Annotated in this window: 9 protein-coding genes and 1 pseudogene; 9 read left to right on the forward strand and 1 reads right to left on the reverse strand. The window is 70.5% G+C overall.

All coding sequences use genetic code 11. The features are described from left to right. Window positions 1-161, reverse strand: a pseudogene (locus ABT08_RS11490) (sugar porter family MFS transporter); the annotation flags it as partial. 83 nt (window positions 162-244) lie between these two features. Here ABT08_RS11490 and rsmA point away from each other — a divergent pair. The 9 genes from rsmA to ABT08_RS11535 all read left to right on the forward strand — a co-directional run bounded on the left by rsmA (window position 245) and on the right by ABT08_RS11535 (window position 8108). Then, window positions 245-1102, forward strand: coding sequence for a 16S rRNA (adenine(1518)-N(6)/adenine(1519)-N(6))-dimethyltransferase RsmA (rsmA, locus tag ABT08_RS11495; RefSeq protein ID WP_288115041.1), 858 nt, complete (start codon window positions 245-247; stop codon window positions 1100-1102). Continuing rightward, the gene (locus tag ABT08_RS11500; RefSeq protein WP_056210136.1) at window positions 1099-2166 is read left to right on the forward strand and encodes an aldo/keto reductase; all 1068 of its coding nucleotides are present in this window, start codon (window positions 1099-1101) and stop codon (window positions 2164-2166) included. Before rsmA ends, ABT08_RS11500 begins: the two co-directional genes overlap by 4 nt. Next, window positions 2154-3092: a 4-(cytidine 5'-diphospho)-2-C-methyl-D-erythritol kinase gene (locus ABT08_RS11505; RefSeq protein ID WP_502685888.1), complete on the forward strand. Its 939-nt coding sequence runs from the start codon at window positions 2154-2156 to the stop codon at window positions 3090-3092. Before ABT08_RS11500 ends, ABT08_RS11505 begins: the two co-directional genes overlap by 13 nt. A gap of 29 nt (window positions 3093-3121) precedes the next feature. Further along, window positions 3122-4438: a GNAT family N-acetyltransferase gene (locus ABT08_RS11510; protein WP_288115043.1), complete on the forward strand. Its 1317-nt coding sequence runs from the start codon at window positions 3122-3124 to the stop codon at window positions 4436-4438. 132 nt (window positions 4439-4570) lie between these two features. Continuing rightward, complete coding sequence (locus ABT08_RS11515) at window positions 4571-4873, forward strand: DUF427 domain-containing protein (RefSeq protein ID WP_056210132.1); 303 nt, start codon at window positions 4571-4573, stop codon at window positions 4871-4873. Window positions 4874-4884: 11 nt separating this feature from the next. After that, window positions 4885-5715, forward strand: a complete 831-nt coding sequence (locus ABT08_RS11520) for an ABC transporter ATP-binding protein (protein ID WP_045248646.1) — start codon at window positions 4885-4887, stop codon at window positions 5713-5715. Continuing rightward, window positions 5712-6398, forward strand: coding sequence for an ABC transporter permease (locus ABT08_RS11525; protein ID WP_056210130.1), 687 nt, complete (start codon window positions 5712-5714; stop codon window positions 6396-6398). The genes ABT08_RS11520 and ABT08_RS11525 overlap by 4 nt, the downstream gene beginning before the upstream one ends. Next, window positions 6398-7120 (forward strand): ABC transporter permease, encoded by a 723-nt coding sequence (locus ABT08_RS11530; protein WP_288115045.1) that lies wholly within the window; start codon window positions 6398-6400, stop codon window positions 7118-7120. Before ABT08_RS11525 ends, ABT08_RS11530 begins: the two co-directional genes overlap by 1 nt. A 79-nt stretch (window positions 7121-7199) precedes the next feature. Then, window positions 7200-8108 (forward strand): ABC transporter substrate-binding protein, encoded by a 909-nt coding sequence (locus ABT08_RS11535; protein ID WP_045248649.1) that lies wholly within the window; start codon window positions 7200-7202, stop codon window positions 8106-8108. The last annotated feature ends 216 nt before the right edge of the window (window positions 8109-8324 follow it).

Below are 8324 nucleotides of genomic sequence, written 5' to 3' on the forward strand. Positions count from 1 at the left end.
CAGTGCCGAGCCGAGGAGAAGTGCCCGCCGATCGAGTCGACCGCGCCGTTGATGACCGACGAGTCGAAGCCGAACAGGAAACCTCCGACGGCCGCCGCGACCGACAGCCCCACCGCCCGTCGCCCGAAGGGGCTGCGCAGAGAGAAGGCGTCGGCGGGGATCGTTCCAGTGCTCACCGCACCACCCTAGTGGCGCCCGGAGGGGCGGGTCGGGGGTTGACGCCGCGCCTCGTTAGGGTGAGGGGGTGACCGTGCATCTGCTCGGCGCGGCCGAGATCCGCGCCCTCGCCGCCGAGCTCGACGTCACCCCGACGAAGAAGCTCGGCCAGAACTTCGTGCACGACCCCGGCACCGTGCGCAAGATCGTGGCCGCGGCATCCGTTACGGCCGACGACCGCGTCGTCGAAGTCGGCCCGGGGCTCGGGTCGCTGACGCTCGCGATCCTGGAGACCGGCGCCCGGGTGACCGCGGTGGAGATCGACCACCGCCTCGCCGCGCGACTTCCGCAGACCGCCGCCGACCACGGTGTCGAGGACGGCGCCCTCACCGTGGTCGACGCCGACGCGCTCACGATCTCCTCGCTGCCGGGGGAGCCGACGGTGCTCGTCGCGAATCTGCCGTACAACGTGTCCGTGCCCGTGCTGCTGCACTTCATGGAGACCTTCCCGCGTCTCGACCGCGGCGTCGTGATGGTGCAGGCCGAAGTCGGCGAGCGGCTCGCCGCGGGGCCGGGTTCCAAGGTCTACGGCGCCCCCAGCGTCAAGGCGTCGTGGTACGGCGACTGGCGCCTGGTCGGCACGGTGTCGCGCATGGTGTTCTGGCCCGTGCCCAATGTCGACAGCGTGCTCGTGGGATTCGCCCGCGCGCACGCGGCGCGAGGCACCGAGGCCGAGCGGCAGACGACGTTCCGCATCGTCGACGCGGCCTTCCAACAGCGCCGCAAGATGCTGCGGCAGGCGCTCTCCGGGGTGCTCGGCGGGTCGTCCGCGGCGGCCAGTGCGCTGCTCGAGAGTGCGGATGTCGCCCCCACCGCCCGCGGTGAGGACCTCACCGTCGAGGACTACCTGCGCATCGCCCGCGCGGCGGCTAGCCTGGGCGGGTGAGCACAGAGCCGCGTATCCGACCCTCCGTCCCCGACATCCACCGGCCCTACACGGCGGCCCCGGATCGGTACGACCTCACCGAATACCGTCAGGTCGGGACATCCGGTCTCTACCTCCCGCCGATCTCGCTCGGCCTGTGGTGGAACTTCGGCGACAACGTCGCCTTCGACACGCAGCGTGGCATCCTCCGGCACGCCTTCGACCACGGCATCATCCACTTCGACCTGGCCAACAACTACGGTCCTCCCTACGGCGCCGCGGAGACCAACTTCGGACGCATGCTGCGCGAGGACTTCAAGCCCTACCGGGACGAGCTGGTCGTGTCGTCCAAGGCGGGGTGGGACATGTGGCCCGGGCCGCACGGCGACCTCGGCAGCCGCAAGTACATCCTCGCGAGCGCCGAGCAGTCGCTGACGAGGCTCGGGCTCGACTACGTCGACATCTTCTACTCCCACCGGGTCGATCCCGACACTCCCGTCGAGGAGACCATCGGCGCGCTCGACACGCTCGTGCGCCAGGGCAAGGCGCTCTACGTGGGCATCTCGTCGTACTCCGCGGAGCGCACCGCGGTCGCCGCGGCGGTGGCCCGCAGCCTCGGCACGCCGCTGATCATCCATCAGCCCGCCTACTCGATCCTCAACCGGTGGATCGAGGACGGTCTGACGGGCGTCCTCGCCGAAGAGGGCATGTCGGCTATCGCCTTCACGCCGCTCGCCCAGGGGCTCCTGACCGGCAAGTACCTCGGCGACGGCAAGGCCAAGCGCTCGCAGCCGCGCGACAGCCTGCCCGACCGGGCGCTGTCGCACCAGGCGATCGCGTCGCTGCGATCACTGAACACGATCGCGAAGGAGCGCGGTCAGACGCTCGCGCAGATGGCGATCCAGTGGGTGCTGCGCGAGCCCACCGTGTGCTCGGCGCTCATGGGGGCCTCCAGCATCGAGCAGCTCGACGAGAACCTGGCCGCCCTCACCGGACCGGCCTTCGACACCGACGAGCTCGAGCGCATCGACGCGCTGTCGGATGTCATCGACGTCAACCTGTGGGCAGAATCATCGAAGCTGTGATCCTCCCCGCCCCGACCGTGCACGTGCGCGCCCCGGGCAAGATCAACCTCTTCTTCGAGGTCGGCGCGCTCGGCGCCGACGGGTACCACGACGTCGCCTCGGCGTACCAGGCCGTCTCCGCGTACGAGGACGTGTGGGCCTCGGCGTCTGACGACCTGACGATCGAGGTCACCGGATCGGTGGATGTCGCGGGTGTCCCACTCGACGCCCGCAACCTCGCCGTGCGCGCCGCGCAGCTGGTCGCGGACGAGGCGGGCATCGACGCGGGCGTGCACCTGCGCATCGTCAAGGATGTGCCCGTCGCAGGTGGGATGGGCGGAGGATCCGCGGATGCCGCAGCCGCCCTCGTCGCGTGCGACGCGCTGTGGGGAACCGGCATCTCGCCGATCCGGCTGCGGGAGCTGGCGGCGGAACTCGGTGCCGACGTGCCGTTCGCGCTCACCGGCGGCACGGCGATCGGGCTGGGGCGCGGCGACGACCTGAGTCCTGCCCTGGCGCGCGGGCGTTTCGACTGGGTGATCGTCACGAGCGAGGACGGCCTGTCGACTCCGGCCGTTTTCGCCGCCCTCGACGCGCACCGCGACGACGCCTCGCTCGACATCGTGCCCGCGCGTCGGCCGATGGTCGATGACGCCGTTCTGCATGCGCTGCGCGCGGGCGATGCGCACATGCTCGCCGCGAGCCTTCGCAATGATCTGCAGCAGGCCGCGCTCGCGCTGCGACCTGACCTCGCCGACCTGCTCGAGACGGGTCGCGCCGCCGGCGCCCTCGAAGGGATCGTCTCGGGTTCGGGTCCCACGGTCGCGTTCCTCGCGGCGGGCCCCGAAGCCGCCATCGACCTGCAGATCGGGCTCTCGGCCGCCGGGCACGTCGCGCACCACGTGCACGGCCCGGTGCCGGGGGCACGCGTCATCCACGACGACTGATCGGGCGCACCGCGCCGCTGGAGGAGATCATGAACGACACCGCCGTCGCCGCCTTCCTGGCGGCCCCGCTCGATGAGCGTCAGGCGCGCCGGCTCGGCGACCTGGGGCTGCGCGCCGACCTCGTCACGGACGAGGACCGTGCCGCCTCGGACGGCTGGATCGAGGCCGTCTCCCGCGGATTCCTCGGCACCGAGCGCTCCGAGGTGCAGCGCCAGGCCGCGTTCGACGGGCTGCGGGCGCGTCGCCGGTTGGGCGTCTACGACGACTCCGCCCCGGTGCCCGGCACCCCGGTCGCGACGTTCGCGTCGTGGCTCGCCGAGCTCACCGTCCCCGGGCCGGCGCTCATCGACACGGCCGCCATCAGCTCCGTCACCGTCGCCCCCACCCATCGACGGCGGGGTCTCGCGCGGGCGATGATGGAGGGCGAGTTGCGGGCCGCGGCATCCGCCGGCGTGCCGGTTGCGACCCTCACCGTGAGCGAGTCGACGCTCTACGGCCGGTACGGCTTCGCCCCCGCCGCAGAGGCTGCGCACTGGCGGATCGAGGCGAAGCGCGCCGGATGGATCGGTCCGGTCTCGCCGGGACGCGTGGACTTCGTGCCGAGAGTCGACGCACGCGCCCTGATCGAGCCGCTGTACGACCGCGTGCGCCTCGCCCGGCCGGGCGAGATCACGATGCCGGCCGGGCACTGGGACCGCTTCCTGCGCACGCGTCCTGACTCGGAGAAGGGCGAAGAGCTGCGCACCGTCGTCTACACGACGGTGGCGGGGGAGGTGACCGGCGTGGCGCTCTACAGCGTGACGGAGTCGCACGACGACTTCGCGCGCTCGACCCTCGAGCTCGTGTACCTCCTCGCGCTCGACGACGAGTCCTACGCGGGTCTCTGGCGCTTCTTCCTCGAGATGGATCTGATCGGCTGGATCGAGGCGCCCGAGCTCTCGGTCGACGAGCCGCTGCTCTGGATGATCGCCGACCAGCGTGCCGCACAGCGCACGGTGCGCGATCACCACTACGTGCGCATCCTCGATGTCGTCGCCGCCCTCGAGGCCCGTCGCTACAGCGGCGCCGGGCGCGTGGTGATCGAGATCGCCGACCCGCTCGGGTTCGCCGCCGGCCGTGTGCTGCTCGATGTGGACGAGCGCGGCGTCGGTTCGGTGCGCCACGCCGACGAGACGACGGATGCCCCGTCCCTCCGCCTCGGCATCGCCGAACTGTCGGCCGCCTACCTGGGAGGGGTGCGTCTCGCGACCCTCGCTGCGGCGGGACGGGTCACGGGTGACGGGGTGGCCGCGGCATCCGCTCTGTTCGCCGCGCCGCAGGCGCCCAGGCTGAGCTTCTGGTACTGATGCGGGCATAGCGCACGACATCCGGCGTCACAATCCCGTCCGAAATGTCCGCCGCTGCGAATAGCGTGTGCGTGAGCGGTGATCGCCGCCCGCGATGCGAGCGGCCGGCGGCCGCCCCGAACGGAGGACGCAATGCAGGCGCGACTGGGCGACACCGTGATCGCCGAGGCCGATGAGGCCGATCTGATCCGTATCGAAGGCAACTGGTACTTCCCGCCGGCGGCGGTGCGTGAGGGTGTACTCACCACCAGCCCGACGCCGTACACGTGCCCCTGGAAGGGCGCGTGCCAGTACTTCACCGTGACCGTCGACGGGAATGAGCTCACCGACCGGGCATGGAGCTACCCCGAGCCCTACCCCACCGCGATCGAGAAGGTCGGCGCCGACTTCTCCGGCTATGTCGCGTTCTGGAAAGAGATCGAGATCACCGACTGAGAGGACGACCGATGATCGAATTCTCGGCCGTATCCAAGACCTTCCCCGACGGCACCCGCGCCGTCGCCGACTTCTCCCTGCAGCTTCCCGCACGGTCCACCACCGTGTTCGTGGGCTCCTCGGGCTGCGGCAAGACCACCCTGCTGCGCATGATCAACCGCATGGTCGAGCCGACCGCCGGGCGCATCGAGATCGATGGAGAGAACATCGCCGATCGGTCGGCCGTGGCCCTGCGCCGCAGCATCGGCTACGTCATGCAGAACGCGGGGCTGCTGCCGCACCTCAGCGTCGTCGACAACATCGCCACGGTTCCGCGGCTCACCGGTGCCACCCGCCGTGCCGCGCGGGCGCGGGCGCTCGAACTGATGGACACGGTCGGGCTCGATCGCGCGCTCGCCGCGCGGTATCCGAACCAGCTCTCGGGCGGTCAGCAGCAGCGCGTGGGCGTCGCGCGAGGACTCGCGGCGGATCCGAACATCCTCCTGATGGACGAGCCCTTCGGTGCCGTCGACCCCATCGTTCGTGCCGAGCTGCAACAGGAACTCCTGCGTCTGCAGCGCGACATCGGCAAGACGATCGTGTTCGTCACCCACGACATCGACGAGGCGTTCCTGCTCGGCGACCAGGTCGTCATCCTCGCGAAGGGTGCCGCGATCGCCCAGGTCGGCACGCCCGACGAGATCATCGAGGCGCCGGCCGACGACTTCGTGCGATCGTTCATCGGAGCTGACCGGGGTAAGCGTGCGCTGTCGCTGCGACCGACCGCGGGCGGCGGAACGGCCGTCGTCGACGCCGACGGCCGCACCCAGGGCATCCTCGCGACCGAGGGCGCGTCGTCGTGATCTGGGTCGGCGACAACCTCGGCCTCATCGCGGGGCTCGCGGTCTCGCACCTGCGCCAGAGCCTGATCGCCATCGTGCTCGGACTCGTGATCGCCATCCCGCTCGGCTGGGCGGCGTGGCGCTACCGCCTGCTGCGCGGCTGGCTGATCACCGTGACCGGGCTGCTCTACACGATCCCCTCGCTCGCGCTGCTGATCATCCTGCCGTCTGTGTTCGGATACTCCGCGCTGAGCGAGACGAACCTCATCGTGGCGCTCACGATCTACGCCGTCGCGATCCTCGTGCGCTCGGTGGTCGACGGCTTGCAGTCGGTCGACCCGTCCGTGCGGCAGGCGGCTGTCGCGCTCGGCTACGGCGGTGCGCGTCGCTTCTTCACTGTCGACCTGCCGCTCGCCGGCCCGGTGATCCTCGCCGGGCTGCGGGTGACGTCCGTCTCCACGATCGCGCTCGCCACCGTCGGCATCCTCGTCGGCGTCGAGAACCTCGGCTACCTGTTCACCAACGGCCTGCAGCGCCGCATCACCGAAGAGGTGCTCTCGGGTGTCGTCGCGGTGATGGTCATCGCGCTGCTGATCGACGCGCTGCTGGTGCTCGGGGGGCGCCTGCTCATGCCCTGGGCTCGACGCTCCCGCACCGTCCGCGCACGTACCCGCCGGGTGCTCGCTGGGGCAGAGGTCGCCTGATGGACCTGTTCACCGGGGCCCTCGCCTGGATCTTCTCGCCCGATCGACTGACCGGAACGGACGCGCTGCCCATCCTGTTCGCGCAGCAGTTGTACTACACGTTCCTCTCGGTGCTCATCGCCGCGCTGATCGCGGTGCCGCTCGGCTGGCTCATCGGGCACACCGGCCGCGGTCGCGAGGTCGCCGTGGCCATCTCGGGCGCCGCCCGCGCCATCCCGTCCTTCGGACTACTGATCTTCCTCGTGCTGCTGCTCGGCGTGCTGCACAAGCCCGAGGCCGCGGTGATCACCTTCGTGCTGCTCGGCATCCCGCCGCTGCTCGCCGGCGCCTACACCGGCTTCGAGGCGATCGACCGCCGCACGATCGACGCGGCGCGCGCGGTCGGCATGACCGAATGGCAGATCCTCTGGAAGGTCGAGGTTCCGCTCGGGCTGCCGCTGCTGCTGGGAGGACTGCGCTCGGCCGTGCTGCAGGTCGTCGCGACGGTGACGATCGCCGCCTACGTCAACCTCGGCGGACTCGGGCTGCCGATCATCACCGCGCTGAACCTCCGCCAGTACGACGTCGTGCTCGGCGGGGCCATCCTCGTCGCCGCGTTGGCGCTCGTCCTCGACGCGATCCTGGCGCTCGCCCAGTGGGCCTCGGTGCCGCGTGGCGTGCGTCAGCACGGCACCTCACGCCGGGAACGGCGCGCCGCGGCATCCGCTCTCGCCGTCACGTGACGTCACACCGTCTTGCTCCATCCCCCTCCACCCCCAAGAATCGCCCCGAACCTCGGTTCACGCACCCAGAGAGGACACCATGTCTACAGCACGCACGGCACGCGTCATCGGCGCCGCCGCCATCGCCGCTGTCGCCGCACTCGCCCTGAGCGCCTGCGGCTCCAGCAGCTCGATCGCCGGCCCCACCGCGACGAGCGCGGGAGGCTCGATCGTCATCGGATCGCAGGCCTACTACTCGAACGAGATCATCGCCGAGATCTACGCCCAGGCCCTCGAAGGCGCCGGCAAGACGGTCACCCGCCAGTTCAACATCGGTCAGCGCGACGCCTACATCCCGCAGCTCAAGAGCGGCGCGATCACCCTGTTCCCCGAGTACTCCGGCAACCTGCTGCAGTACTTCGACGCGAACACCACCGCCCGGTCGGCCGACGACGTCTACGCCGCCCTGCAGACCGCCCTGCCGTCGAACCTCACGGTGCTGAACCAGTCGACCGCGACCGATCAGGACTCCTACACGGTCACGAAGGCGTTCGCCGACAAGTACGGGCTCACCACCATCGCCGACCTCTCGAAGGTCACCGAGCCGCTCACCCTCGGCGGACCGCCCGAGCTCGCCGAGCGTCCGTACGGTCCGACCGGCCTGAAGTCCACCTACGGCGTGACCGTCGCGTTCTCGGCGACCGGTGACACCACCGTGCAGGACCTCGTCGCCGGTACCGTCAACGTCGCCAACGTGTACACGGCCGACCCGAGCATCCAGACCGACAACCTGGTCGTGCTGAAGGACCCGAAGGCGCTCTTCCTCGCGTCGAACGTGGTGCCGGTCGTCGCCAAGAGCATCGAGAGCGACGTCGCCGACGTCATCAACCAGGTGAGCGCCGCGCTCACGCCCGAGAAGCTCGTCGCCCTCAACGTTCAGAGCACGGTCGACAAGCAGTCGCCGGCCGACATCGCGAAGGCGTTCCTCGCGGCGAACAACATCAAGTAAGCGGTGCACGAGGGGCCCGGCGCGTCAGCGCCGGGCCCCTCGTGCGTGCGGTCGAGGGGTGAGGGGGCTGCGCGGTGATCGACGCCGGTCGTTCTCAGCCCACCGATTCGCCGAGCTCGAGCCAGCGCTCCTCGAGTTCGACGGTCTCGGTAGTGAGCTGATCGCGCTCGGTCTGCAGCGCCACGAGCGCGGCGTAGTCGTCGTGCGCGTCGGCGA

This window comes from Microbacterium sp. SCN 71-21 (assembly GCF_001725695.1).
Taxonomy (GTDB): domain Bacteria; phylum Actinomycetota; class Actinomycetes; order Actinomycetales; family Microbacteriaceae; genus Microbacterium; species Microbacterium ginsengisoli.